Genomic DNA, 24722 nt, shown 5'->3' with positions numbered 1-24722 from the left:
ATCGCCAATTCAGGTACTAACTGATTGTTTTGCCTCGATCTGGCGTGAAAGCCACGCCCGACTGTAGGTAAGAACACGTCTGGCCATGTCAGTCGGGAAATGGATAAAGCCATGGGCGGAAGAGGGCAGCAGATGTACTTCAACCGGCGCAGAATGCTGCCAGCGCTCAGCCAGTTCGAGCGTGTCGTCGCGTAGCGGATCCAGTTCACCGGTGAACATCAGTGCCGGCGGCAACCCGCTGAAGTCGCCGTACAGCGGGGAAAGCGGTGCCTGTCGGCGTTGCTCATCGCTCAATCCCGGTGTCAGCAAGCGCAGCGCCTGGGCCATGCCCGGGCCGTCGAGCACCAAAGTTTCAGCAGTAGCTGCGTGCACGCTCGGAGTACCCGCGAGGTCGTAGACACCGTAAAAAAGCAGCGCACCGCGGACCCGCTGCAACAAACCGGGTGATGATTTGAGCGCCAACAGCGTTGCGGCGGCCAGGTGCGCGCCAGCCGATTCGCCGACAACGATCACCGGCAGGCCGGCGAACTCTGTGCAGTCGTCGCTCAGCAGCCAATGAGCGGCGCAGAGGCAGTCCTTCATCAGCCCCTCAACCGGCGTATCGACCGCCAATCGATAGTCGACCGAGACCACGGCTACATTGCAGTCCTTGACCATGGCGATGTTGAGGTCGTCGTTCATCTGTGCATTGCCAATCACCCAGCCGCCACCGTGGTAATCGAGCACTACGCCTTGAGCGTTTCCTTGCGGGCGGATGATTCGGACGGGCACCGAAGCACCTTGCGAAAAAACCACTGTGTTCTGCGCTTGAAGGTCATGTTTGAGCGGCTTGTCCGCGCTGACAATCTGACTGGCACGCAGCAGCCCTTGGACCAGACGTGGCGTCAGTCGATTGCGGATGCGAAACCGTGGTAGCCAGGCGAGCTTGCGGTTAAAGCGTTGCATCTGCGCCAGATCACTGTCGCTGAACTCAAGCGTGTTATTGGCCAAATTCCTTCCTCGAGTCAGAGGTTGTTGCGCAGGATCGAAAAATTGCGCCTCTCAAACCGTAGCGATAACTGCGTCGCGTCGGTCTGCCAATGTCTCTGGCACTGCCAGCCACAACAGCATAAACGCCAGCCCGGCAATCACCGCCAGGGTCAGAAACGCCGCGTTGTATCCGGCCTCTTGTAACACAATCCCCGCGACACTACTGCTCAATGCCGCGCCCAGGCCAAACACGGTCGAAAGGGCGCCGAGGCTGATGTTGAAGTGTCCGGTGCCCAGAGTCAGGTCTTTCACTACAACCGGGAACAGCGCGCCGAAGATCCCCGCGCCGATGCCGTCGAGCATCTGTACCGCCACCAGCCAGTAAGGATCCGCGGACAAGGTATAGAGCACGCCGCGCAACGGCAGAATCAGGAAGCCTGCGAGCAGCAGCGGCTTGCGTCCCCACACATCGGCCTTGGCCCCGACCAGCAACGCGACCGGCACCATGACCAGTTGCGCGGCGACGATGCAGGCCGAGGTCAGTGGCGTCGCCATCTGCAGATTGACCTGCGCCAGTTTCTGGCTCACCAGTGGCAGCATCGCCGCGTTCGCCAGGTGGAAGAGGGCACAACAGATGGCGAACATCAGCAACGCCTTGTTGGTCAGCAGCACCGCCAATCCCGAAGGCGCCTTGGCGTGTGTAGCGTCGCTGGGGTCAAGGCCTCGGGCGAGATCATGGTTGATCGCGTTGGCATCGACGAAGCTCACGGCGATCACACTGCATAGCGCCATGACCGCCATTAGATAAAACACCGCCACCGGCCCGAACAGGTAGGAAAAACCACCGGCCAGCAGCGCCGCGCAGGCGTTGCCGGCATGGTTGAAGGTCTCGTTGCGCCCGGTGCGCCGAGTGAACGCTCGTGGGCCGGTGATGCCGAGGGTGATCGCCGAAATGGCCGGGGCGAACACCGACGCTGCCGCGGCGCTCAGCGCTTGGGTGATCGCCACCAGGCTGAAGGAGGTAACGAACGGCAACACCACGCAACTGCCGGTTACCAGCAGCGCGGCAACTGCGATCACTGCCCGCTTACTACGGGTGTTGTCGACCAGGGCGCCGGCGGGTGTCTGGGTGACAAGGGCGGCGATGCCGGCCAGGGTCATCACCAGCCCGATGCTGGCCGGCTCCCAGTGGTGAACCGCCAACAGATAAATCGCCAGATACGGCCCGAGTCCGTCGCGCACATCGGCGAGGAAAAAATTGAGGCTGTCCAGCGAGAGCTTGTTGCGACGATCGGAGTGAGTGTCCACGCTGGCACCTTTGGTATCGAGGTCGCGCGAAAGGGCGCGATCTCCGTCAAACAATGCGGATTTGGTTGCACGCGGCGCCTATGTGGCCACTCGACTCCGATTCGAGTGACCACGCCGCGTACTCATCAGTTTATCCGTGGATGCTGCTGCACCAACTCCTTGCGCTTGGCTTCCAGTTCAGCGATCTCGGCGTCGATGTCCTCGATTTTCTGCTCGATGTTGTCGTGGTGTTCCTTGAGCAGTTCCTTGGCTTCTTCAAGGTCCGACGCGGCCGGTGCGGCACCACGCAGCGGCTTGTTGGCGGTTTCCTTCATGGTCACGCCGGTGATCAGGCCGACCACAGCAATCACCATCAGGTAGTAAGCCGGCATGTACAGATTGTTGGTGCTTTCCACCAGCCAGGCCACGGCGGTCGGCGTCAGGCCGGCAATCAGTACCGAGACGTTGAACGCGGCGGCCAGTGCACTGTAGCGGATGTGCGTGGGGAACATTGCCGGCAGGGTCGAGGCCATGACGCCGATGAAGAAGTTCAGCAACACCGCGAGGATCAGCAAGCCGGAAAAGATCAGGCCGATCTTGCCGCTGTTGATCAGCATGAACGCCGGAATCGCCAGCAGGAACAGGCCGATGCTGCCGACCACAATGAAGGGTTTGCGGCCGATCTTGTCGCTGATAAAACCAATCGCCGGCTGCACGAATAGCATGCCGACCATGATCGCGATGATGATCAACACGCCACGGTTTTCGCTGTAGTGCAGGTTGTGCGACAGATAGCTCGGCATGTAGGTCAGCAGCATGTAATAGGTGACATTGGTCACCGCCACCACGCCGATACAGGTCATCAGGCTGCGCCAGTGTTTGGTCGCAACTTCCTTGAACGAAACTTTCGGGCCACCGGCCAGACCTTCGCGATCACCTTCTTCAAGCTTCTCGACATGCTGCTGAAACGCCGGCGTCTCTTCCAGTGCATGACGCAGATAGAGGCCGATCATGCCCAGTGGCAGCGCAAGGAAGAACGGCAGGCGCCAGCCCCATTCGAGGAATTTCTCTTCGCCGATGATCGTCGAAATCAGCACCACCACACCGGCGCCGAGGACGAAACCGGCAATCGAGCCGAAGTCCAGCCAACTGCCGAGGAAGCCGCGTTTACGGTCGGGCGCGTATTCGGCGACGAAGATCGACGCGCCGGTGTATTCGCCGCCGACCGAGAAACCCTGAGCCATTTTCGCCAGTAACAACAAGATCGGCGCCCAGATGCCGATCGACTCGTAGGACGGAATCAGGCCGATGGCGAAGGTGCTCAGCGACATGATCACAATGGTCGCGGCGAGGACTTTCTGGCGTCCGTACTTGTCGCCCAGGGCGCCGAAGAACAAACCACCCAATGGACGGATCAGAAACGGCACCGAGAATGTTGCCAAGGCAGCAATCATTTGCACGCCAGGATCGGCGCCGGGGAAGAAGATCTTGCCCAGCGCGTAGGCGACGAAGCCGTACACGCCGAAGTCAAACCATTCCATGGCGTTGCCCAGTGCGGCGGCGGTGATCGCCTTGCGCATCTTGGCGTCGTCGACAATCGTGATGTCTTTCAATCCGATGGGATTGACGGTGTTTTTCCTTGATTTCATGCGGGTCACTCATAGCTGAACGGATTCGATGCCATTGTTTTGCTGGCATAGGCTCTTTCCGTCAGATACAAGAAGACACGAAAAAATTCACTGCTCAGGGCATTTTTGTCGCTCGCCTGTGCCGATGCCCGGCGCAACGCGGCCGCCCACACGGCGGCGATTACGCAAAAGCACAAGACGTCAGGCTGAAAACCCGGATAATGGCCGCCAATTCGTTTCTGCTCTCTGGTAAACCCGCATGGAAATCAAGGTCAACTTTCTCGACAACCTTCGACTTGAAGCCAAGTTCGACGACTTCACGGTGATCGCTGATCAGCCCATTCGCTACAAGGGCGATGGCTCGGCACCGGGGCCGTTCGACTACTTCCTGGCGTCGTCGGCCTTGTGCGCGGCTTACTTCGTGAAGCTGTACTGCGAAACCCGCAACATCCCGACCGACAATATTCGCCTGTCGCAGAACAACATCGTCGATCCGGAAAACCGCTACAACCAGATCTTCAAGATCCAGGTCGAATTGCCAGCAGACATTTCCGAGAAGGATCGTCTGGGCATCCTGCGTTCGATTGATCGCTGCACGGTGAAGAAGGTTGTGCAGACCGGCCCCGAGTTCGTGATCGAAGAAGTCGAGAACCTCGACGCCGATGCGCAAGCGCTGCTGATGCCGCACTCGACCTCTGAAGCGGGTACCTACATCGCCGGTAAAGATCTGCCGCTGGAGCAGACCATCGCCAACATGTCGGGGATTCTCGCCGATCTGGGGATGAAGATCGAAATCGCCTCGTGGCGCAACATCGTGCCCAACGTCTGGTCTCTGCACATCCGCGATGCGCATTCGCCGATGTGTTTCACCAACGGCAAGGGCGCGACCAAAGAGGGCGCACTGGCCTCGGCATTGGGCGAATTCATCGAGCGCCTGAACTGCAACTTCTTCTACAACGACCAGTTCTGGGGCGAGGACATCGCCACCGCCGAGTTCGTGCATTACCCGAACGAGCGCTGGTTCAAGCCCGGCCCGAAAGACGAGCTGCCGGCGGAGATTCTCGACCAATACTGCCTCGACATTTACAATCGCGACGGCGAGCTCAAGGGCTCGCACCTGTTCGACACCAACTCCGGCAACACCCAACGCGGTATCTGCTCACTGCCGTTCGTGCGCCAGTCGGATGGTGAAGTGGTGTACTTCCCGTCCAACCTGATCGAAAACCTGTTCCTGAGCAACGGCATGAGCGCTGGCAACACCTTGGCTGAAGCACAGGTGCAATGTCTGTCGGAGATCTTCGAGCGCGCGGTCAAACGCGAAATTCTCGAAGGCGAGATGGCTTTGCCCGACGTGCCGCAGGAAGTGCTGGAGAAGTACCCAAGCATTCTCGCCGGGATCAAAGGGCTGGAAGAGCAGGGCTTCCCGGTGCTGGTCAAGGACGCGTCGCTGGGCGGTGAATTCCCGGTGATGTGCGTGACCCTGATGAACCCGCGCACCGGCGGCGTGTTCGCCTCGTTCGGCGCGCATCCAAGCCTGGAAGTGGCGCTGGAACGCAGCCTGACCGAATTGCTGCAAGGCCGCAGTTTCGAAGGCTTGAACGACTTGCCGCAGCCGACTTTCTCGGGCCAGGCAGTGACCGAACCGAACAACTTCGTCGAACACTTCATCGATTCCAGCGGTGTGGTGTCGTGGCGCTTCTTCAGCGCCAAGTCTGACTTCGAATTCGTCGAATGGGACTTCTCAGGTCAAGGCGAAAACTCCAACGCCGAAGAAGCCGCAACCCTGTTCGGCATCCTTGAAGACATGGGCAAAGAAGCCTACATGGCGGTCTACGATGACCTCGGCGCCAATGCCTGCCGGATCCTGGTGCCGGACTATTCGGAAATCTATCCGGTGGACGACCTGATCTGGGACAACACCAACAAGGCCCTGCAATTCCGCGCCGACATCCTCAACCTGCACAGTCTGAGCAAGGTCGGCCTGCGCAACCTCGCTCAAGGCCTGGAAAACAGCGAGCTGGATGATTACACCGACATCACCACGCTGATCGGCATCGAGTTCGACGACAACACGCCGTGGGGCAAGCTGACCATTCTGGAACTGCGCCTGCTGATCTACCTCGCTCTGCAGAAATTCGAGCAGGCCAAGGATCTGGTCGAAGCCTTCCTGCAATACAACGACAACACCGTCGAGCGCGGCTTGTTTTATCAGGCGGTGAACGTGTGTCTGGAAATGGAACTGGACGAGGATCTGGAACTGGCCGACTACGAGGCCAACTTCCGCCGCATGTTCGGCGACGAGCGCATGGACGCGGCGATTGGTTCGGTCAACGGCAGTGTGCGTTTCTACGGCCTGACGCCGACCAGCATGAAGCTCGAAGGGCTGGATCGTCACCTGCGTCTGATCGACAGCTATAAGAAGCTGCACGCGGCGCGGGCTAATGCGGCGGCGTTGAATCGCTGATAGCACACGATCACTTTTGCTGAGTAAACCTGTAGTGAGGGGATTTATCCCCGATGGCGCGCGAAGCGGGCCCGGCTTCTTCAACCGATCAAGAAGCGGCCTGCTGCGCAGTCCATCGGGGATAAATCCCCTCGCCACGGGTGAGTGTTCTGGGGACATGGAGATACAAGGATGGAAGAGAAGGTCGTGAAGTCGAAGCTGGTCAACTTTCTGATGGCTGACGTCGAGGTGGATTACGAAGGTGTCGGCGATTTCTACGATGTTGCCGGCAGTGGCAATGTCAGCGCGTTGGCCGGTGTGCTGGAGGGGGTCAAAGAGGTGTACGGCGGGCTGTGGGTCGGCGGCAAAATGACCCTGACCAATACCGCTGTGTACCTGAATGCCAACGCCATGAACCGCATGGTTCAGGACGGCACACTGGACATCAGAGTGCCGCTGGGGATGATCCGCAAGGTCACGCTTGAAGGTGGCTTCATCACCAAAATCGTCTGCCTGGATACGGATGCTGGCAGCATTCTGTTCCGTTGTTATGGGGCGAAGGACATCGTTGCACTGATCGAAAAGTCGATCCAGCCACGGGTTTCGACGTCGGTGCTCAAGCGCGGTGTTTAGCCGTTGGTCTATTGCGGCGCCAGATCGCCGTACCAATACGCCGCCGTCACACCCCCATCCATCAAGAAATCGCTACCCGTAATAAACGTGCCTTCCGGCCCCATCAACAACGCACCGACCGCGCCGACTTCATCTGGCGTGCCACCGCGTCCAGCGGCGCTGAGGTTGATCATGCGCTGGTAGCCCGGGCCGCGCGGGCCGCTCAGTTCGTCCCGCGCCAGCGGGGTGAAGATGATGCCCGGGCTGATGGTGTTGACCCGCGCCCCGCGCTTGCCCCAGCGTACGGCCTCGGCCATCACCCGCAAGGAATTGCCGCGTTTGGAGATCTGGTAGGCGTGCAACGGATCACTGATCTGATCGGCCTGCAGCATCGGTAACGCCAACAGTTCTTCCACCGGCGTGATGGCCAGCGCCTTGTTCTGCTCGGCACTCAAAGCCGGCAGGCGATGGCCAGACTGCGAGGCGATCACCACCGCCGAGCCGCCGTTGGCGATTACGTTGCCAAATTCCTCCAGTACCAGCGCCGTGCCATACAGATCCACCCGAAGAATCGTCGTGACTGGCGCCTGCGATGGGGAAACGCCAGCGGCATGGATCACGCCGCTGATTTCGCCGATGGCGGCGGCGGTCTGCACCAGTGCCTGCACCGATTCGCGAGAGGCGATGTCGACAACCGTCGCGGTGACCTCAAACCCTGCATCGAACAGGACTTTGGCCGCCGCGTCGGCGTTCTCCTGCTTCAGATCGGCCAGCACCACATGCTTGCCGGCACTGACCCGGCGGGCGATGGCCTGGCCAATAGAGCCGGGGCCGATGACGACGATCACTTGCGCAGGATTTTTCATGGTGGGCAGCTCTTTTCAGGTGATGCGTCACCTTATAGGGCGGCTCATTGCTCAACAATACGGCTTTGATTGCTAGGGCTTATGAGCAGAACTCATCAATTGCCCTCAGCGTTTGCACTGCGCCTGCACAACCTGGCAGGTGTTCGGCGTACCTCCGGAGCGGCTCGCATAACGCATGCAGTTATTCAGCGATTTCTTGCGCGCCATACTCAAGGTATCGCCCCAGGCTAAACCGCCTTCGCCGGAGGTGGGTACGGCTTTGGCGTAGCAGTTCGAACCGTTGGTAGCGTAGCGCTTGCTTGAACATCCCGCGGTCAGCGCCAGGGTGGTGGCGAGCAGGGTGAGCAGCAGCCATAAGGTGCATCGGCGTACGTTTGTTGCAGTCATCACGGTTCCCCGTTGGGTCAGGCGCATTGATTGCCTGTCTGTCAGGCGTTGGGCATTATCCAGCAATCGACATAAGGAAGCGTCCCCAATGCGTGCACCCACCCTACACCTGATGTGCGGCAAGATCGCCTCGGGCAAATCCACACTGGCCCAATCACTGGCTGAGCAGCACGGCGCGCTTGTGCTCAGTGAAGATCAGTGGCTGTCGCGGCTGTATCCGGAGCAGATCAAATCCGTGGCGGATTACATTCGATGTGCGCGGCAGATTCGCGGGGTGCTGGGGCCGTTGGTGATCGATGTGCTGGCGGCCGGGGTGAGTGTGGTGCTGGATTTTCCGGCCAATACCGTGGCGGATCGGCAGTGGCTGCGAGGGCTGGCGGATACTGCAAAAGTGCCGCATTGCCTGCACTATCTCGCGGTGGATGACGATACTTGTCGCGCCCGGCTGCATGCGCGCAATGCGCTGGCGGAGCATGAGTTTGCCGCTTCGGATGAAGAGTTTGATTTGATCTCCAGCTACTTTCAGGTGCCGGAATCGAGCGAGGAGCTTGAGATCGTCATGCACCGAAATCGCTAGCAGGCTAGCTCCCACTTTGGATCTCTGGCAGCCGCCAACCCTGAGCTCATCGCAAAAAACTGTGGGAGCTGGCTTGCCAGCGATAGGGCCATGTCAGTCGCCATTACTCCTGGCTGACCCACCGCCATCGCTGGCAAGCCAGCTCCCACAGGGTTACCCGTTGCTCCCGAAATTTATGCAACAACCTGATGCCTTACGGACAAAAAACGCAGCCCACGGCCCAATCGCGCAGGCATTTGCGTGCGCAGTCGTTCTGTCATATTCAGTATCAGTTGATTGCAGATAGTAGCCAGCCCAACGCTAATTCCAATGAGGCTGCACTGTGTTCCAACGTCTTGTGTGTTCGCTGTCCGTTCTGAGCCTGTCCATCGCCGCTGCCCACGCTGCCGAGCCCGTCGCGCTCGACACGCCGCGCCTGAAAAGCATCGACAACTTCCGTGACGTCGCTGGCCTCACCACCGCGTATACCACGGCCCATGACGGCACGATGCGTGGCGGCGTGTTCTACCGTTCCAACGCGATCACGCCGTCGGCGGCGGATCTGGTGACGCTCAACAGCCTGGGCATCAAAGCCGTCTACGACCTGCGCACCCCGAGCGAAATCGCCGCCACGCCGGACACGATGCTGACCGGCGCGACCTACCAGAACATCGACATCATCGGCAGCACCACCTCGGGAGCGAACATCACCACCGTGTCGTTCAAAAGCGCCGCCGACGCCATTGCCATGATGGAACAGACCAACCGTGCCTTCGTCAGCGACGCGGGGATGCGCGGTCAGTTCGGCAAGCTGTTCAACGAACTGGCCACCACCGACGGTGCGCAGCTGTTCCACTGCACCGCCGGCAAGGACCGCACTGGCTGGACCGCCGCCGTGTTGCAGAGCATCGCCGGGGTCGATAACGCGACCATCATGGCCAACTATCTGGCGACCAATGACTACACCGCCGCCCGCGTCGCCGCGACTCTTAAAGCAATGCCGCCAAGCATGGCCTCGGTCTACGCGCCGTTGCTCGGCGTGCAGGCAAGCTATCTGCAGGCCGGGCTCGATGAAGTCACCGCCGAATACGGCAGCATGGACAACTACCTCAAACAAGGCCTCGGTCTGTCGCAGGCAACTATCTACGTGCTGCGCGGCAAACTGGTTGAGTACAACAGCCTGCCGGGTCAGGCCGGGTTGATTGGCAACGCCGCTGCCGGTGCCGAATTATTGCGCGAGTTGCAGAACACCAGCCTGTCCGGCACCTACAGCGCCTACAACTACTACCTGCAATCGGCGATCGACGCCGGCACCCTCGGCGGTGTCGAGTCCCAGGTCGGTGGCCAAGTTCACGCCGATGCCGCCAGTTACCTGCTGCGCCAGAATGCAATGATCGAACAAGCCGCCGCACCGTACGCCAGCGGCTCCGATCTGAAAGTCGGGCAATACCGTTTGTGGACCACCGCGCTCGCCGGTTACCTCGGCACCGACGGCTCGTCCCACGCCGAGAGCAGCAACGAACACAGCCAGGGCCTGATGGTCGGCATCACACAGCGCTTCTCCGAACAACTCAGCGCGCGTGGCGGTTTCGGCTACAGCAAAGGCACCGTCGGCGGCGCGGGTGGCGAGGCCGATACCGACTTCACCTTCTTCAACCTCGGCACGCGCTACGGCTTCACCAGCCTGGAACGGGGCTTGTTCGTCGACGCCAACGCCAGCGCCGGCTACGTCGATTACGACAGCAAACGCGAACTGGGCGGCGGCCTCGGCACCGCCAAGGGCGACACCCACGGCAACCTCACCGGCGCGACGCTGGCGCTGGGTTACCGCGCACCGGTCAACGGCATGATCCTCGAACCAAGCCTCGGCCTGCGCCTCAGCCACCTAGACCTCGAAGGCTTCAAAGAGAAGGGCAGCGAACTGTCCCTCGACGTCGACGACAACACCGCCACCCGCCGCAGCGCCGTCGCCAACCTCAACGTGGCGTTCGCCCCGGTCACGATGGGCGCCTGGCAACTGGTGCCGGGCGTACAAGTCGGCTACGAACGCACCCTGGGCAACAACGACGTCAACAGCCAGAGCCACCTGCTGGGCCTCGACATCGAACAGCGCGCCGCCTTCGACAACCGCGACCAGTTCAGCGGCGGCGTCAACCTGATGGCCAGCCTCGGCGCCGTCAGCGTCGGCGCGGAAGTCGGTGCCAGCGGCGGTGGTGACAGCCACGGTTTCAGTGGCAGCCTGAAGGCCAGTTACGCGTTCTAAAGAGGGGAGGACTAACAGGTCAAGGATGACCTCAATCCTCAAGGCACGCCAAAAACAGAAGGTATCCCCCGAACCTGTGGCGAGGGAGCTTGCTCCCGCTGGGCCGCGAAGCGGCCCTGAAAACAAGCCTTGTCAAACACACCCAACCAGCTCACCGACCTGACCATTCAGTACCGCAATCCCCCCATACCGCTCCCCAACAAACCCCAAAAACTCCCCCGCAGACATCGGCTTGGCAAATAACCAACCCTGCCCGAAATCCACGCCACGACTGCGCAGATAATCCAGCTGCGCCTCCGTCTCAATCCCTTCAGCCACCAGCTTCAAACGCAAACTCTTGGCCATGTCGATGATATGCGCGGTCACCGAACTCGCCTCCGGATCACGCCCGATAGTGTCGACAAACGACTTATCGATCTTCAACACATCCAGCGGCAGCTGCTGCAAATGCTGCAGGCTGGAAAACCCGGTGCCGAAATCATCGATGGCTGCCAGATGCCCCGCCTCGCGTGCCTGATTCACTGTCTGCCGCGCCGATTCGATCTGCACAAAACCGCGCTCCGTGGCCTCCAGCCAGATCTGGCTCGGCCACACATCAGCCTTGCTCATCGCCGACTTGAGCCGTGGCAGAAAGCGCCCGCTGCTGATATCCGCCGCCGCCAGATTGATCGCCACATGCAGGCTGCGTTCTTTCACCAGCAGCGGCCCGAGATCCTGCATGACGTGATCGATCACCTGATCAGTGATCGGCAGAATCAGCCCACTCTGCTCAGCCAGCGGAATGAACAGATCTGGCCGTACCAGGCTGCCGTCCGGATGCCGCCAGCGCACCAGCGCTTCGGCCCCGACACAAGCGCCATCGCTCAAATCAATGATCGGCTGATAGTGCACGATGAACTCACGATTGCGCACCGCCAGTTCCAGCTCGGCCAGTGGCGACAACCGCTTGCGCGTACGCCGCACAATCACCAGCGCAAGCATCCCGGCAATCAACCCGCCGATCGGCAGCAACAGCATCTCCCGGCGCACCAGACCCAGCAGCAACTCATGGCGCGACACCGCCGCAATCGCCACCCAATCACCGCTGTGCACCAGCGTATACAGATAACCGTCCTCCAGCGCCGAAGCGGGGCCCCGGTGCACCCGACTCATGAAGCGCTCCGCCCCCGGCCGCGACACGCCGACCAGTTGCCCGGCAGCGGTGCCGACCATCAAATGCACATCGTCCTCAACCAACACCTGCAAAAACTGCTCAGGGTCGACCAGCACATTGAACGCCGCATACTGCAGCGCCATCATCGGCTTGGCCGGCACAATCCGCGCCTGCACGCCGAGCGACACGCGCACCCCGTCAGCGGTGACAAAATCTTCCTTCCATGGCGTCACCCGATGGCCCACCGGCCCCCACGAACCGCAGGCATAAACCTCTTCCTCGACATAGCCGATCGACTTCACCGCAAACGTGTTGATCGTCAGCAGACGCATCTCGTCGATGCTCTCCGGCGTACACGGCGCAAGGCTCGACGCGGCGACGCTCTTCAGCACTCCGGCGGCTTCTTGGAAAGTATTGTTGGCGCGGCTGGATGCCACGCTGGCCAGCGATTCGAGACGTTGCTGCGCCGCTGCCAGGTTCAACACCCAGGCGACGTAACCCATCAAAAGTACTGGAAGCAAGACACACGGAAGGCCCAGGAGAATGCTCCCCCAGACAATGCGTTTTTTGTTCATTTGACGCCACCTTGGCCCACGGCCCGTGACGTGCGGCTGCACGGCTGTTTAATCAGCGACTACAGATTAGCGCTGGCGCCATCGGCCGATCTTGCCGCAGATCAATACTTCTGACGCCTACGCCTGTCAGCGTCGCGGGCGCGCGCCCGAACGCAAATCCGCCGGACTGACCCCATACGCCTGCTGAAAATACTGACAAAACCGTCCGACATTACTGAAGCCAAAGCGCAGCGCCACCTCCGTCACCGACGCCGAATGCCGCTGCCTCAGCGCCTCGAAAGCGCGCTCCAATCGCACCTGCCGCTGATACGCCACAATCGACGTCCCGACAAACCGCCGAAACCCCTCCTGCAATGCGCGCTGACTGACATTGCTCAACCGCGCCAACTCAACCCCACTCACCAACTGTTCGGGATGCGCCTGAATAAACTCCACCGCCAACTTCACATGCCGCGGCGCCACCCTCGGCGCGGGCTGGCGCAACGCCTCGGTAAAATTGTGCGGCCACGCCTCCAGCACCGCATCAATCAACATCTCGCGCAACCGCGACGGCATCAGCGTGCCGCTGTTGAGCAACAAATCAAACTCCGTCCCCGTCGCCAGATCAATCAACGCCTTGATCCCCTGAAACGCCGCCGAGTGCAGATCCACCACCGGCTCAAACACAATTCTCTGCACAATCGGCCGCCCCAACAACGCCGCCAACCGCTCCGTGAGCTGCCCCCGATTCACCGAAATCCCGTGCTGCGCATGATTGTCGAGAAACCGCATCGAACGGATATCCGCCTTATCAATCGCCAACCCCACCTGGGCCATGCCGACGGACTCGGTGCGGTGGTTGAACACAATCTTGCCCGCCGTGGGAATCACGAACGTGATCTCATCCTGCGGGTCGGGGAAGGTGACGGTGAAATCGCCGTGGTAATGCATGCGCCGGAAACTGACGCCGTCGTGTCTGCCGTAGACGCCGCCGATGATGATGTTGGAGGGGAGTGGCGGAGAGTCGGCGTAGCGATTGCCGAAGAGCCGGGAGAAGAGGGCGCCGAAGTCTTCGGAGTGGAGGTTTTCGGAGCGGAGGATGATTTTTTGGTGGGGTGGGGCGACGGAGTACACCTTGGGGCACCTTTTGTTGGGGCTCTTGGGGAGGAGGCGCAGGGAGGTTAGCAGGTTGGGGGTGACAGGTTTGTGACGGAAGATTGAGTCACTGGAGGCAGGTTTCCTTTCGACCAATAACCCCCAGGTATATCCAGCAGCAGTGGGCAGATACTTCAGGTTGTTCTTGCTTAGGTTTTATCTAAGGGTTTTTAAATATCTGTTCTGTCATTTTTTTGGTTGGAATGATCAATGACTTTGTGTAATAAGTTTTATATCCATGCGCGGTAATGCGTACCTTGCAGGGTATGAAAGCTTTATTGGCTAGTAGCGGTCGGACGGCTCCGTAATCATTCAGATCGAGTTGCGTCCCATCGGGTCTTGTATTGTAAAAAACAAGTTCTAAATCCACTGTTGAAGTAAATTTCACAGTGAAAAGATTATTTCGTTGTTCTTGCTAATTTTTCTGCATTCTGGGGCTAATACCATTAGTAAGATAAGATATAGCAGTTATGACGAATAGATATAAAAACCTGTCAAATGTGACAGGTGTAGTAAGTCCTGAACTACGCGAGAATTGGCCTGTCGATTTTATCCACTAAGCTGCCAAGAGGATAAATGACCATCATCACTGACAGGTTGCGCTTGAAGTTAAATCTACGAAACGAAGGAGGATTTCATCGTGATAAGTATCAGTAGGAGTTTTTTTCGTAATCTTGGGTTTCTTGCGGTACCTGTCTTGGCAGTATCAAGTTACAGTCATGCAGGCGATGCTCAAAAAACATATACGAGTGAGCAGATTGAGAAACGCGTTCCTATGGAGGATTGCTTGCTGGAGCTTGAAGGAAAAATGAGAAATGTATATCCAAAATATATTGGAATCGGCCCCGAAAAGGCTGATTTCTTTAATGGATGCATTGGTAGAATATACCCGAACGTAAAAATTACGGGGGAAGAAACCGTTGATACTATAAGGTATTACCTAAGAAACGTGAGAATCGGTCCTGAACCTGAATATGTTAAATCCGATCGTCAAAAGCGCATCGAGGCAAGATATACAGTAACGCAGCGTGAAAAAGGAGTTCCTATCAGCGATTGCTTGCTTAGTTTTGAAGGGGATTGGAAATTTGATGCCGCGGCAGATAATGTTAGATCCGAAATTATTTATATAAAGTCCGAAAATTTTGATGCTATTGCTCAATGTATTAATGAATGGTATCTGAATGAAATGGAAATTCCGACGAAAGTTAAGGATAAGGATGTTAGTTCCGTCGAGACTGCTTCTTTTTATACTGGGGTTACTCTAAATAAACCGATTGGCGTTTTAAATGTGCTTGGTTATAGATATGAAAGGATACCCGCCTACCCACATATGTGTGATGAGGTTAAGGATCCCATATCCAAAAAATTCTGCACGGGAGAACTCAGTTTTACCGGTTACAAAAATATCTCACATACGTGTGTTAATTCTTTAGGTGACGAATGCGGTACTAAGTATATAAGGACACGTGCTGGTTACGTAATTAAGCGCTAATAATGTGTCTTTTCACTTATTCAGGGCGCTGATGGAAAGCAGCAAAAACATTCGCCATGAAATCCATGAAAACGATGGCTCGTTGAGGCAGCAGCCTATCAGCCAGGTATACGATTTGGATCGGGACGGGTGGTGCCGTACTAGATCACCCCCCGCAGCAGAAAAACAACCTGTCTCGACAGCGCGAACAAAACAGCTCATCAGTAACAACCGGTCCATCACGCCCCTATTCATGCGGATTTCGCATGAGATCTATTCCGAGTTTGTACATGCTGCTTCCTGCCCGGAAGCAGCAGTTGTAGAAATAACAATGGGTATCCAAATGTCGCAATCACAGCTCACGCTTGATAGCTACGGGGTTGTCCGTTTGTTCAGCGAGTGGCTGTCATTACTGAACTCAAGCCGAGAGAAACTCCAGGCTGTCGAGATTGATTTCGGCATAGATCTCGAGTTCGCGCTTGTAGAGGGATACTCTGGATACTCCCAGCTCAGATTGTAGAAAACCAACGAGTACCCTGAGACTTGAGTGTTTGGACATGCTTGTTGGATGCACCACGGTAGCCTTGCCGGGCTCATCGTCGTAGGTTCGGATCATAAAAGTGTCTTCGCCGTTCTGGATGACGTAGTTAACCCCACGGTATTTATAGCCAGCGTCATGGTCGACATCATCGAAACGAGTAGCGGTTGTTATTTTCAATGTAGATTTCCGTTGAAGTTGACTCGTGGCAGGTAGCTTTTCGAACCGTTCGTGTTGATGTCCATTAGCCAATACCCTCTGTGGCACCAGGCTAGCTAGCGGCCACAGAGGCCTTACGAGTTACTGCGTCGGCACAAAATTATCCAACGCCTGATTCACCGCCAGTTCCCCCAACATCACCACCTGCGCAATGCCCAGCAGCGTCTTGCGAATCGGCCCCTCAACCAGCGCCGCGACATCCCCCAACATCACCGTCGCCGAACCCAGTGATTCACTGGCGTTCGCCAATAATTCCTCGGTGGCAATTTTGGGGTTTGCAATGAACATCGCGTTGGGTGTGTAGGGCGTGGCCATGATTTGGCTGGCGGGGTTCAGGTAGTGGTCGAGGGCGCGCTCGGCGGCTTCGCTGAGTTTTCGGGAATCGGGGGATTCGTAAGGGGAGACCGTTTCGGTTACGGGTGGGTTTGGTGTGACTTTGAACATGATGTAACTCCTGGGAAAACGATTAAGGAGCCATCACGCTTCGCTACCAAACGAAGGGTGGCGGCCATGCACAGGTTGGTAGACCGGCCCAGGAGCCCGGCGCGCCCGAAGACGCCCTACGCATGACCACCATAAAACAGGGACGAAAAATCGACCTCTGCAAAAGGGGAATTATGCGACCTGGAAGTGCCGGGCTACCAAACCCGATCGCTGCTTTTCAGCGACCGACCCACGATAGAACCCGCACCCTGGGCGCACAAGCCGGCGGATTCTGGCGTAGTCGTAGGCAATGGCGCAAGGCGTTGTAGCCTTGGGGACGTAACACCGGGTGTCATATAAACAACTCTGTTTAAACGCGTCATCGCGCGCCATTGGTAGGGTCGCCCTCGGCCAGCATGTGTTTCATGTATTCGCGTTCTGGCGCGCCGGGCAGGACGCCGGTGGTGATAGCTTCGAGCACGGTGATGTGTTGTTCGTTGAAGACGCTGACTTCGGCTGTTGCGTGGCCTCGCTCGTCGATGCTGGTGATGAGCCAGTGGCAGGTGATGGTTTCGCCGGGATAGACGGGGCGCTTGAACTGGAGGTTCATGCCGGTGGCGAGCCAGCCGATCTGGCCGCCGATTTCGGTCATCAGGCTGGCCGTGAGCAGGCCGTGGGTGATCGGCGCTTTGAATGCTCGCAGTTGCGCATAGTGCGCGTCGCAGTGGACGGGGTTGTAGTCGCGGGACAGTTGCGCGAAGTGATGGACGTCGTCGGGTGTGAAACGGCGGACGACGTTGAAGCGGTCGCCCACCTTGAGGCCTTCGGCGGCGCGTTGTCTCGGGGTTTGCATGGGGGCCTCCTGCTGCTGGCGGTTGGTTAAAAGGTGTGTTCGGGGCCGGGGAAGGTGCCGGCCTGTACGTCGTCGGCGAAGTCTCTGGCCGCCGTTTGCAGGACGCTGCGCAGGTCGGCGTACTGTTTGACGAAGCGCGGCAGACGTCCCTGGCGCAGGCCGGCCATGTCTTGCCAGACCAGCACTTGCGCGTCGCACTGATTGCCGGCGCCGATGCCCACAGTGGGGATCGCCACCGCTTGAGTGATCGCTGCGCCAACGTCGCCGGGCACCATTTCGATCAGCAGGGCGAACGCGCCGGCGGCTTCCAGCGCTTTGGCGCTGTCGATCAGGCGCTGCCCGTCTTCGCCCCGACCTTGTACACGATAGCCGCCCAATTGATGTTCCATCTGCGGGGTGAAACCGATGTGGGCCATGACCGGGATGCCCGAGACGCTGAGCTTGGCGATGTGTGGCAGCAATTCGACACCGCCCTCGATCTTCACCGCATGGGCGCCAGCCTCCTTCATGAAACGCACGGCGGTTTGCAGGCATTGTTCGGGTGAAACCTGGTACGAGCCGAAGGGCAGGTCGGCGATGACCAAGGCCCGCCGGGTTGATCGGGTGACGGCGCGCACCAGCGGGAGCAGTTCGTCGACGGTCACGGCCAAGGTCGAGTCGTTGCCAAACACGTTGTTGGACGCTGAGTCGCCGACCAGCAGGACGGGAATGCCGGCGTCCTCGAAAATTACTGCGCTGTACATGTCGTACGCGGTCAGCATCGCCCATTTGCGCCCTTCGACTTTCATCTGTTTGAGCTGCGGGATGCGCAGGCGTGTTGCCGGCTTGGTTAGGGCAGTGGTGTCGTAGGGTGAGGTGTGTTCGGTCATTGGCAGATCTCGTCAGGAGGAAGAATCAGGCGTGCAGCTGTTCGATCAGCAGCCCCAGCGCAATCGCAATCATGATCAGCCCTGAAACTCGACTGACCCTGCGTGCCGCTGCAGGCCGGGCGCGCAGTACCACCTGTGAGCCAAACCCGACCAGCAGATAGATCACCGCGCAACTGGCGGTATGCACCAGGCCGAGCGCGACCATTTGCAGCGGCACGGGCCACGGCGCGCCGGCGTCGGTGAATTGCGGCAACAGGGCGAGAAACAGCAAGAACACTTTCGGGTTGAGCCCGCTCACGCAAAGACCCTTCAAGGCCCAGCGCGCCCATGAGTCGCTGGTCTGGCTCGCTGCGGCGTGCGGAGTGGAAGGGCGGGCGAACAGATTGGCGCCCAGCCACAGCAGGTAACCGGCGCCGGCTACGGTCAGTGCTGTCAGGGCCAGCGGATGTCCGGCGATCAGCGTGCCTACCCCGGCCGCCACAATCAGCGTCGCGAGTAAGTGCCCGGACAGCAGACCGCCCACGGCGGGGAGTACGACGCGGTGCTTCAAGCCTGCGGAAATCGCGTAGGCCCAGTCGGCGCCGGGGGTGATCACAAACAGAATCGATACCGCCCAGAAAGCGGCGAATACGCTGAAGGTCATGGCGTCACCCATGGCCGTTGACGTGGCGTTGCTTTGCTCATGTTGGTTTTCCATCAATCAAGTGCCGCGCCGGTTGCAGCGGTGCGGCAGTTTTTGGTTGAGGGAGAATAAGCAAACTCGGCTAGAATATTTTTCCAAAGATGGTCGTCATGGCGCATCAGATTAGAAGGTTTTATTGCGTGGACAGAACTGATCGGAAGATTCTTGCTGAGCTGCAAAAGGATGGTCGGCTGTCGGTCACCGAACTGGCCGATCGCGTGGGCCTGAGCCTTTCACCCTGCCACCGCCGCGTGCGGGCGCTGGAAGAGTCCGGGGTGCTGCTCGGCTACCGGGCAAAACTCGACCCCGCCGCGCTGGGCCTGAACTTTTCCGCGATGGTCTTCGCCACGTTGCGCGAAGGCGACCGGCAAGCGGTGGAGGCGTTCGAGGCGGCGCTGGTGGAGATTCCGCAGGTGGTGGATGCGCAACGGTTGTTCGGCGAACCGGATTATTTGCTGCACGTCATCGCTCAGGATTTGCCAGCGTTTCAGCGCCTGTATGACGAGTGCCTTTCGACTTTGCCGAATGTGCAGCGGCTGACCTCGACGCTGGTGATGAAGCGCGTGGTGCAGGATCGACCGTTGCCGTTGTAAACAGAGTGATACGATCGGGGCGTGCCTCCGACGCCACAGAGCAGAATCGTCCACCATGAAACCCAGTTTCGAAAAAATCCCCACCGAAGCCACTGCCTCCTGGACGCTGCTGAACCGGCGCCTGCCAGGGGCAATTCCGTTTGAGTGGCACCACCACCCCGAGTACGAACTGACGCTGACCTTGAACAGTCGTGGCCATCGCTATATCGGCAATGACGTCGCGGCTTACGATGACGGCGATCTGATTCTGGTCGGGCCGAATGTGCCGCATAGCTGGTCGTCGGCGGAGCGGGTCGACGCCGGGCAACCGCATGTGGCGTTGGTGATCTGGTTTTCGGCGGCGTGGGCGGAGTCGCTGGTGACGTTGTTTCCGGAGATGGGGTCGCTGCGGCAATTGCTTGTGGCGGCGCGGCAGGCATTGAGTTTCAGTGCGGCGGCGTCGCGGGAGATTCGGCCGCTGATTGAGGCGATGGTCGAGCAGGAGCTGCCCGAGCGTTTGATCGCGCTGCTGACCGTGTTGAGCAAACTGACACGGGACGTTGATGCCAGGCAAATCCTGTCGGCGCCGGACTCTCAGATTGGCAGTCAGATCGTTGAGGATCCCCGTATACATCGGGTTCTGGATTACGTGCATGGACACTACGCCGAAGCCATCAGCATTCCGGCGTTGGCTGAGATGGCGTGCGTCAGCGTGTCGGCGTTTCATCGAATGTTCCGTCGGCATACGCGCTGCACGGCGCTGGACTACATCGTACGGCTAAGAGTCGGACATGCCTGTGCGCTGTTGATGCAGGGACATTCGACGGTTTCGCTGATTGCCGAGGCAGTGGGATATTCGTCGCTGGCGCTGTTCAATCGGCAGTTCAAGGCGTTGAAGGGGCTGACGCCTTCGGAGTTTCGTCGTCAGCACGGTCATCACTTTCAGTAAGCAGCGCGCCGCTACAACGCCACAATCGTATTACTCGACGCGGCAATTCAGGCTGCCGCCGACACCATCGGAAGTGGTCCCATACCTGCACCAACAACAAGGTCTGCAGGTCCCCCGATGAGCAAATATCAAGCATTCGAGAGCGCAACGCTTCCGGAGAGTTACCGCGACAGTATCGTAAAAATGAAACGCACCTTGCGCGCGCAGATCGGCGATGTGCAGGGGCTGTTCGCCGAGGTCAGTGAGTTTATTGCCGGCGAGATTGCGTCGGTCAAAGCCCAGGAGGCGCAGACCGGGTCGGGCTGGCCGGTGCTGGAGTTCGCTGATATCGCCGCTGACACAGTGACTGCCGAGCAGTTGGCTTTGATCAAGCGTCGCGGTTGCGTGGTGATCCGCAATCACTTCCCCCGCGAGCAGGTGCTGCAGTGGGACCAGGGCTTGCTGGATTACCTCGACAGGAACCGGTTCGATGCGGTTTACCGTGGGCCGGTCGACCAGTTTTTTGGCAACCTGGAGGCTTCGCGGCCGGAGATTTTTCCGATCTATTGGTCGGCGTCGCAAATGCAGTTGCGTCAGCATGAGCGGATGGGCACGGCGCAGGCGTTTCTCAATCGGTTGTGGAAGACTCATTCGCACGGTAAGGACTGGTTCAATCCGGACATCAACGCGCTGTATCCGGATCGGGTACGTCGGCGTCCGCCGGGCACGCACTCGAAAGGCCTTGGCCCGCACACCGATTCCGGGGCGCTGGAGCGCTGGCTGCATCCGGCGTATTTGAAGGTCTTCGACAAAATCTACAGCAACGACTTCGCGGCCTACGACCCGTGGGATGCGGCGTTTCGTACCGAGGTCGATGAATACGCCTACAAGGACACGGTGAAGTGTTCGGCGTTTCGCACGTTTCAGGGCTGGACTGCGCTGTCGGACATGCAGGCCGATCAAGGCGTGCTGCACACCGTGCCGATCCCCAAGGCGATGGCGTACCTGCTGCTGCGGCCGCTGCTCGATGACGTGCCCGAAGACGAGTTGTGTGGGGTGGCGCCGGGCAAGGTGCTGCCGGTATCGCGGCAATGGCATCCGCTGCTGATCGAGGGGCTAAGTCCGATTCCGGATGTGCAGGCCGGCGATTCGGTTTGGTGGCATTGCGATGTGATCCATAGCGTCGCGCCGGTGGAGAATCAGCAGGGCTGGGGCAACGTGATGTACGTGCCGGCGGCGCCGATGTGTGCGAAGAATCTGCGCTATGCGCGGGATGTGTTCAGGGCGTTTGAGCGGGGTGCTTCGCCGGATGATTTTCCGCGGGAGGATTATGAGCGCTCGTGGGTGGAGCGTTTTCCGGTGGAGCGTCTGAATTCGCTGGGGCGTGCGGGGCTTGGGCTGGAGTAGGTGAGTTTGGGGTTTGGGGCCGATTCGCGGCCCATCGGGACGGTGCGACGTATCGCTAAACCTTTCGCCATGGGTGTTGTGTTGTCTGATCGCTGGCGGTGGTCTCGGGTAGTTTGTTGGCTGAGCTGGCGCCTTCGCGAGCAAGCCCGCTCCCACAATGGTCTTGCGGTGTTCGCGAATGTGGTGGCGGGCACAAAACCTGTGGGAGCGAGCCTGCTCGCGAATCGGATATCCACGGTACTCAAGTCTATTCATTACCCTTTTGGACACAGTGTTTGTCCAGCCGACCGATTTTTGCCGAGCGCTGCAACCCCTAACATCGTCTCCACTCCGTGAACAAACACGGTTCCCCACGAGACGGTGAACATCATGAAACTTGCAAAGATCGCTCTTCTTCTGGTCCTTGGCGGTATCGGCGCGCAGGCGTTTGCGGCTGACGAGACCGCGCAAGTCGAGGCCTACAACGCCGCCGCTCAAGCAGACATCGCCCACGTGGTGTCGATCTCCGAAGCGGCCAATCAATGCGGCGCGGTGCCGGTGCAGATGACTTATGAAGACTCGACCGGTGCGCGGCATGTCGTGCAATACCAGGTGATGGGCAGCGGTTGTTCCAACGGTTGATGTCGGTGCCGGCGCTGGAGGGTCGACACTCCAGGTCTGCGGCACTAAGCGTTGGCGAGTGGTCTCGCGCCGGCCATGTCTTCATCGGATGCCAGCAGTTGCGGGATGGCATTTTTCAGGAACTCCACCCAGGTCTTGATTTTGGCGTCGACGAATTTGCGCGAAGGGTAGATCGCGAACAGGTTGTATTCCTCCAGGCGGTACTGCGGCAGTACCCGCACCAGTGTGCCTCCGACCAATCCTTCGACGGCTGATGCCAGCGGTTGAATGCCGATGCCCATGCCATTTCTGATCGCCGTGGCCATGCCGTCGGCGGTGTTGATGTGGAACGGCGAGTCGGGGATATTCTGGGTTTCCATGCCTTGTGGCCCTTCGAACACCCAGTTTTCTGCGGGCATCACCGTGTTGACGATGCGCAGGCAGTCGTGCGCGGCGAGGTCGGCGGGTGTGGCGGGGTGGCCGCGTTTGGCCAGGTACGACGGCGAGGCGCAAAGGATGCTGTAAGTGGTGCCCAGGCGTTGCGCGACGAAGCCGGAATCGGGCAGGTCGCGGGCTAGCACGATGGACATGTCGTAGCTTTCTTCCAGCAGGTCGGGCAGGCGATTGCTCAGGGTCAGGTCGAACATCACCGTCGGGTGAATCTCGCGGTAGCGGGCGATCGCATTGATCACGTAGTGGTTGCCGATGGCGGCCATGGCGTGGATCTTCAGACGCCCGACCGGCAGGGTCTGGGCGGTGCCGGCTTCTTCATCGGCTTCGCGCAGGTCATCGAGGATTTTTTCGGTGCGCTGCAAATAACGCACACCGGCTTCGGTCAGGGCGAGGCGGCGGGTGGTGCGGTTGATCAAGCGCGTGTGCAACCGGGCTTCGAGGCTGGAGACGGCTTTGGAGACGTTGGTCGTGGTGGTGTCGAGCACGTCGGCCGCAGCGGTGAAGCTGCCGCTCTGGGCCACGGCGACGAAGCAGCGCAGGGTCTGAATGACGTCCATCGTTGTGGTTGGCTCTGTGGCTGGGATGGCCATTCTAGGGTTTGCCGTGGGTGGTGGTGCAAATGTTTGCGAACGAGGGGCGCGCGCATGGCGGGTGAAGGGCTTGAAGACATTCTGGCGCCGGGGCTTTCGGTGGTGTTTTGCGGGATCAATCCGGGGTTGCTCGCGGCATTGCAGGGGCATCATTTTGCCGGCCGCAGTAATCGCTTCTGGCGCACCTTGCACCTGGCCGGGTTCACCCCGCATGAAGTGCGGGCAGAGGACGATCGAAGCATCCTGCAATTTGGCTGCGGGTTGACGGCGGTGGTCGAGCGGCCGACGGCGCGGGCGGATCAGTTGGCGGCGCAAGAGTTCGCCGCTGCGGCCCTGGGCTTTGAGCAGAAAATCAGCAGCCATGCGCCGCGCTATGTGGCGTTTCTTGGCAAGGCTGCGTATGCGGCGTTGTCGGGGCAGAAGGTGGTGGCGTGGGGGCGGCAGGAAAAGACCTTTGGTGGCGCGCACGTGTGGGTGTTGCCCAATCCCAGTGGGCGCAATCGGGCGTTCTCCCTTGAGCAGCTGGTAGCGGCTTATCAGGAATTGCATGGAGTCCCTGATCGCGAGCGGGTAAATCATGCGTCCAGCGTTTTTCGGTTGGCCAGCTACGATTGATGCAGTCAAATCGCCGAGGAGGACGCCCGCCATGAAGCCCGAAAACCCAAACATCGACGCCTCGGCGCTGATCGACGCTCGAATCGCCGAACTCGCCGATTGGCGCGGCGCCATCCTCGGCGAGATTCGCAAGGTCATGCACCAGGCCGATCCCGAGGTGGTGGAGGAGTGGAAGTGGCGCGGTGTTCCGGTGTGGTCCCGTGGTGGCATCATTTGCACTGGGGAGACCTACAAGGCGGCGGTGAAGATGACCTTCGCCAAGGGCGCGGCGCTTGCCGATCCGGCGCGGTTGTTCAATGCCAGCCTGGAGGGCAACACCCGGCGTGCGATTGATTTTCACGAGGGTGACAAGGTCGATGAGCAGGCCTTGAAAGCGCTGATTCGCGCGGCGATCAAGCTGAATTTGTCCAAGTGAATCGTGCCGTTTGCCCCGGCTCAGAAATAACTGGCTGTTTTAAAACAAATTTTTTTGCACTCGGGGCTTCCCAGATCAAAAAAAGGTTGGTAAATTGCGGCCCATTCTCGCAGAGCTTGTTACAGAGCTTGAGATACAGGGGCGTCGCCAAGCGGTAAGGCAGCAGGTTTTGATCCTGCCATGCGTTGGTTCGAATCCAGCCGCCCCTGCCATA

General features: G+C 59.2%; 24 protein-coding genes and 1 tRNA gene. 12 read left to right on the top strand and 13 right to left on the bottom strand.

Annotated features, from left to right (window positions below; all coding sequences use genetic code 11):
* Positions 1-9: 9 nt before the first annotated feature.
* The 3 genes from M0814_RS26135 to proP form a co-directional block, all read right to left on the bottom strand.
* On the bottom strand, positions 10-945 hold the full coding sequence (locus M0814_RS26135) for an alpha/beta hydrolase fold domain-containing protein (RefSeq protein WP_103485922.1): 936 nt from the start codon (positions 943-945) through the stop codon (positions 10-12).
* A 96-nt stretch (positions 946-1041) separates the two neighbouring features.
* Positions 1042-2277 (bottom strand): MFS transporter, encoded by a 1236-nt coding sequence (locus M0814_RS26130; protein WP_103485923.1) that lies wholly within the window; start codon positions 2275-2277, stop codon positions 1042-1044.
* Positions 2278-2402: 125 nt separating this feature from the next.
* Positions 2403-3905, bottom strand: a complete 1503-nt coding sequence (proP, locus tag M0814_RS26125; protein ID WP_003224336.1) for a glycine betaine/L-proline transporter ProP — start codon at positions 3903-3905, stop codon at positions 2403-2405.
* Between the two features lie 238 nt (positions 3906-4143).
* On the opposite strand from proP, the gene M0814_RS26120 reads away from it, so the two are divergent.
* Together M0814_RS26120 and M0814_RS26115 are read left to right on the top strand one after the other, a co-directional pair.
* Positions 4144-6348 (top strand): OsmC domain/YcaO domain-containing protein, encoded by a 2205-nt coding sequence (locus M0814_RS26120; protein WP_003224337.1) that lies wholly within the window; start codon positions 4144-4146, stop codon positions 6346-6348.
* Between the two features lie 171 nt (positions 6349-6519).
* A complete protein-coding gene (locus M0814_RS26115) occupies positions 6520-6960 on the top strand; it encodes a hypothetical protein (protein ID WP_103485907.1) in 441 nt (146 codons plus the stop codon).
* A gap of 8 nt (positions 6961-6968) precedes the next feature.
* Here the strand turns inward: M0814_RS26115 and M0814_RS26110 are convergent, their stop codons facing one another.
* A complete protein-coding gene (locus M0814_RS26110; RefSeq protein ID WP_103485908.1) occupies positions 6969-7805 on the bottom strand; it encodes an SDR family oxidoreductase in 837 nt (278 codons plus the stop codon).
* A gap of 105 nt (positions 7806-7910) precedes the next feature.
* Positions 7911-8192 carry a hypothetical protein gene (locus tag M0814_RS26105; RefSeq protein ID WP_177434777.1) on the bottom strand — a complete coding sequence of 94 codons (282 nt, stop codon included), beginning with the start codon at positions 8190-8192 and terminating at the stop codon, positions 7911-7913.
* 88 nt (positions 8193-8280) lie between these two features.
* Between M0814_RS26105 and M0814_RS26100 the strand changes: the two genes are divergently transcribed.
* Together M0814_RS26100 and M0814_RS26095 are read left to right on the top strand one after the other, a co-directional pair.
* Positions 8281-8769 (top strand): ATP-binding protein, encoded by a 489-nt coding sequence (locus tag M0814_RS26100; RefSeq protein ID WP_103485910.1) that lies wholly within the window; start codon positions 8281-8283, stop codon positions 8767-8769.
* Between the two features lie 322 nt (positions 8770-9091).
* On the top strand, positions 9092-11011 hold the full coding sequence (locus tag M0814_RS26095; protein WP_103485911.1) for a tyrosine-protein phosphatase: 1920 nt from the start codon (positions 9092-9094) through the stop codon (positions 11009-11011).
* 132 nt (positions 11012-11143) lie between these two features.
* Here the strand turns inward: M0814_RS26095 and M0814_RS26090 are convergent, their stop codons facing one another.
* Both M0814_RS26090 and M0814_RS26085 read right to left on the bottom strand, forming a co-directional pair.
* Positions 11144-12667 (bottom strand): EAL domain-containing protein, encoded by a 1524-nt coding sequence (locus M0814_RS26090; protein ID WP_247868535.1) that lies wholly within the window; start codon positions 12665-12667, stop codon positions 11144-11146.
* A 198-nt stretch (positions 12668-12865) separates the two neighbouring features.
* The gene (locus M0814_RS26085) at positions 12866-13852 is read right to left on the bottom strand and encodes an AraC family transcriptional regulator (protein ID WP_103485913.1); all 987 of its coding nucleotides are present in this window, start codon (positions 13850-13852) and stop codon (positions 12866-12868) included.
* A 661-nt stretch (positions 13853-14513) separates the two neighbouring features.
* Here M0814_RS26085 and M0814_RS26080 point away from each other — a divergent pair.
* The gene (locus tag M0814_RS26080; protein ID WP_146774721.1) at positions 14514-15365 is read left to right on the top strand and encodes a hypothetical protein; all 852 of its coding nucleotides are present in this window, start codon (positions 14514-14516) and stop codon (positions 15363-15365) included.
* Between the two features lie 397 nt (positions 15366-15762).
* On the opposite strand, the gene M0814_RS26075 is transcribed toward M0814_RS26080, so the two are convergent.
* The 5 genes from M0814_RS26075 to M0814_RS26055 form a co-directional block, all read right to left on the bottom strand.
* Positions 15763-16062 (bottom strand): hypothetical protein, encoded by a 300-nt coding sequence (locus M0814_RS26075; RefSeq protein ID WP_103485914.1) that lies wholly within the window; start codon positions 16060-16062, stop codon positions 15763-15765.
* Between the two features lie 120 nt (positions 16063-16182).
* Positions 16183-16545, bottom strand: a complete 363-nt coding sequence (locus M0814_RS26070) for a hypothetical protein (protein ID WP_103485915.1) — start codon at positions 16543-16545, stop codon at positions 16183-16185.
* 358 nt (positions 16546-16903) lie between these two features.
* Complete coding sequence (locus tag M0814_RS26065) at positions 16904-17377, bottom strand: MaoC family dehydratase (RefSeq protein WP_098968367.1); 474 nt, start codon at positions 17375-17377, stop codon at positions 16904-16906.
* 26 nt (positions 17378-17403) lie between these two features.
* A complete protein-coding gene (panB, locus tag M0814_RS26060; RefSeq protein ID WP_003224363.1) occupies positions 17404-18246 on the bottom strand; it encodes a 3-methyl-2-oxobutanoate hydroxymethyltransferase in 843 nt (280 codons plus the stop codon).
* A gap of 25 nt (positions 18247-18271) precedes the next feature.
* Complete coding sequence (locus M0814_RS26055; RefSeq protein ID WP_098968506.1) at positions 18272-18889, bottom strand: LysE family translocator; 618 nt, start codon at positions 18887-18889, stop codon at positions 18272-18274.
* 179 nt (positions 18890-19068) lie between these two features.
* On the opposite strand from M0814_RS26055, the gene M0814_RS26050 reads away from it, so the two are divergent.
* The 4 genes from M0814_RS26050 to M0814_RS26035 all read left to right on the top strand — a co-directional run bounded on the left by M0814_RS26050 (position 19069) and on the right by M0814_RS26035 (position 22456).
* Positions 19069-19521, top strand: coding sequence for an Lrp/AsnC family transcriptional regulator (locus tag M0814_RS26050; protein ID WP_045122414.1), 453 nt, complete (start codon positions 19069-19071; stop codon positions 19519-19521).
* 55 nt (positions 19522-19576) lie between these two features.
* A complete protein-coding gene (locus M0814_RS26045; protein ID WP_103485916.1) occupies positions 19577-20449 on the top strand; it encodes an AraC family transcriptional regulator in 873 nt (290 codons plus the stop codon).
* A 117-nt stretch (positions 20450-20566) separates the two neighbouring features.
* On the top strand, positions 20567-21835 hold the full coding sequence (locus tag M0814_RS26040) for a DUF1479 domain-containing protein (RefSeq protein ID WP_103485917.1): 1269 nt from the start codon (positions 20567-20569) through the stop codon (positions 21833-21835).
* A 369-nt stretch (positions 21836-22204) separates the two neighbouring features.
* On the top strand, positions 22205-22456 hold the full coding sequence (locus M0814_RS26035) for a DUF2790 domain-containing protein (protein ID WP_103485918.1): 252 nt from the start codon (positions 22205-22207) through the stop codon (positions 22454-22456).
* A 44-nt stretch (positions 22457-22500) separates the two neighbouring features.
* Here M0814_RS26035 and M0814_RS26030 read toward each other — a convergent pair whose 3' ends face one another.
* The gene (locus M0814_RS26030; protein ID WP_103485919.1) at positions 22501-23445 is read right to left on the bottom strand and encodes a LysR family transcriptional regulator; all 945 of its coding nucleotides are present in this window, start codon (positions 23443-23445) and stop codon (positions 22501-22503) included.
* An 87-nt stretch (positions 23446-23532) separates the two neighbouring features.
* Between M0814_RS26030 and mug the strand changes: the two genes are divergently transcribed.
* From mug to M0814_RS26015, 3 genes are all read left to right on the top strand, one after another.
* Positions 23533-24093, top strand: coding sequence for a G/U mismatch-specific DNA glycosylase (gene mug / locus M0814_RS26025; protein ID WP_103485920.1), 561 nt, complete (start codon positions 23533-23535; stop codon positions 24091-24093).
* A 31-nt stretch (positions 24094-24124) separates the two neighbouring features.
* Positions 24125-24508 (top strand): DUF1801 domain-containing protein, encoded by a 384-nt coding sequence (locus M0814_RS26020; RefSeq protein ID WP_103485921.1) that lies wholly within the window; start codon positions 24125-24127, stop codon positions 24506-24508.
* 137 nt (positions 24509-24645) lie between these two features.
* Positions 24646-24720: transfer RNA gene (locus tag M0814_RS26015), tRNA-Gln, on the top strand.
* The last annotated feature ends 2 nt before the right edge of the window (positions 24721-24722 follow it).

This window comes from Pseudomonas sp. MWU12-2020, from assembly GCF_023100605.1.
Classification (GTDB): Bacteria; Pseudomonadota; Gammaproteobacteria; order Pseudomonadales; family Pseudomonadaceae; genus Aquipseudomonas; species Aquipseudomonas fluorescens_H.
Note: the sequence above shows the minus strand (reverse complement) of the source record. Positions and strands in the feature narration are given on the sequence as shown.